Genomic DNA, 2024 nt, shown 5'->3' on the forward strand with positions numbered 1-2024 from the left:
GAGTTGCACGGCGGGGCGCAACGCGTTCTTGACCGGGATGCACCCCCTCCGCACGGGCATGATCCCGCCGCAGCTGCCGGGCAGTCCCTCTTACCTCAAGCCCGGAACGCCGACTTTGTCATGGTTCCTGCGTGACCTCGGGTACAACACCGGAGAGTTCGGCAAGAATCATTTGGGCGATCACACGGACTCCCTGCCGACGGCTCACGGTTTCCATGAGTTCTGGGGATATCTCTATCACCTCGACGCCATGCAAGGCGTTAGCTTCCCCGACATCAACAAGACACCGACAGAGCAGACGGTTGCACCGCCCTGCAAGAACACGCCGATCCCCGGCCTTACTGAAGATCCAGCGGCCGTTGATCCCAAGACAACGATTTGCCTGACGCCGCCGCGTCCGATGCTGGCGTGCAAGTCCTCCGACGGCACTGCCGCCAACCAAACCTGCAAGGACGAAGGCCCGCTGACGCTGGAACGCTCGAAGACGGTTGACGAGGAAATCTCCAGCCACCTCATCGACTTCCTCGACCGCAACGACCCGAAGAAGACCAACAAGCCATTCTTCGCCTGGTATAATCCCGCACGCATGCACGTCACTACAGTCCTGAACGACAAATACATGGGCATGGTGGGCGAACCCGGCGGCAAGGACTGGGGCGTCAACGAAGCCGGCATGAAGCAGATGGACGACAATATCGGCTACGTGCTCAAGAAGCTGGAGGAGATGGGTCAGCTGGACAACACCATCATCGTCTTCACCACGGACAACGGCGCTGAAACCATCACCTTTCCTGACGGCGGCACAACCCCGTTCAAGGGCGGCAAGCTGACTACCTGGGAAGGTGGCATGCGTGCGCCGCTGGTCGTACGCTGGCCTGGCCACATTGAACCCGGAACCGTGAAGAATGACATCTTTGCTTCGCTTGACTGGCTTCCTACCCTGGTCGACATAGCCGGTGGTCCAAAGGCCAACGAGCTGAAGGCACAGGTCGAAAAAGGAACATATCCCGGTATTGTCAAGACGACGCTCGACGGCGTCAATCAGCGCGAATATCTTGAAGGTAAATCGGATAAATCCGCCCGCGATACGTTCTTCTATTATTCGGGCAAGGATCCCTCCGCCGTCCGCTACAAGAACTGGAAGATGTATTTCGCGATGGTGTCCGATTCACCGGAAGGCTTCCTCAACGGTGTGGTTCCCTACCACTGGACCCAGGTCGTCAACATCAAGCGCGACCCGTTCGAAACCTCGGTAGGGCAGCAAATCAAGACCCTCATGGGCCAAGGGGGTACGCTCGCCGGGCCTGTCACCGCCTACATCTACGACTGGAACCTCCTGCCTATCGGCCAGGTGCTGTGGTTGAAGGAACTCCAAAGCTACGTCGACTTCCCACCGATGCAGGACCCTGCGAGCTACAATCTTGAGCAGGTCGTCCAGCAGGTGAAGCAGATGAGTGCGGAGCGCCGAGCCGGCGAATAGCCGAGCACTGCCGGCGGACGACCATGGGCGTCCGCTTCCTCGATCCCATTCGTGATGGAGAACTCTCATGTTGTCGTCAAACGCACTTTTAAGGTCGATACTGACTGGTGTCCTCATCCTGCTGGCTGCCACAACGGCGCAGGCTCAGACGGACCCCTTGCCGTCATGGAACGACACGGCACCAAAGGCGGCTGTCATTGCCTTCGTCGAGAAGGTGACCAAGCAGGGCTCAGACTTCGTCGCGGAACCAGAACGCATCGCCGTGTTCGACAATGACGGGACCTTATGGGTCGAGCATCCCATGTACACCCAACTCGCCTTCGCCCTTGACCGGGTGAAGGCCGAGGCCCCTTCGCATCCGGAATGGAAGGACACGCAGCCGTTCAAGGCGGTGCTCGAAGGCGACATGAAGACCCTGGCCGCATCGGGCGAAAAGGGGCTGCTGGAAATCATCATGGCGACGCATGCCGGAATGACAAGCAACGAGTTCCAGACAATCGTAACCGACTGGATTGCAATTGCGCGTGACCCCCGGTTCAAGAAG

General features: G+C 59.0%; 1 protein-coding gene and 1 pseudogene. Both read left to right on the forward strand.

What is annotated here, in order from left to right:
- A partial coding sequence (locus ACXJ5O_RS25360; RefSeq protein ID WP_457302322.1) for a sulfatase-like hydrolase/transferase occupies positions 1–1480 on the forward strand: 1480 nt, incomplete at its 5' end.
- A 67-nt stretch (positions 1481–1547) separates the two neighbouring features.
- Positions 1548–2024, forward strand: a pseudogene (locus ACXJ5O_RS25365) (haloacid dehalogenase-like hydrolase); the annotation flags it as partial.

This window comes from Phyllobacterium sp. P5_D12, from assembly GCF_054049495.1.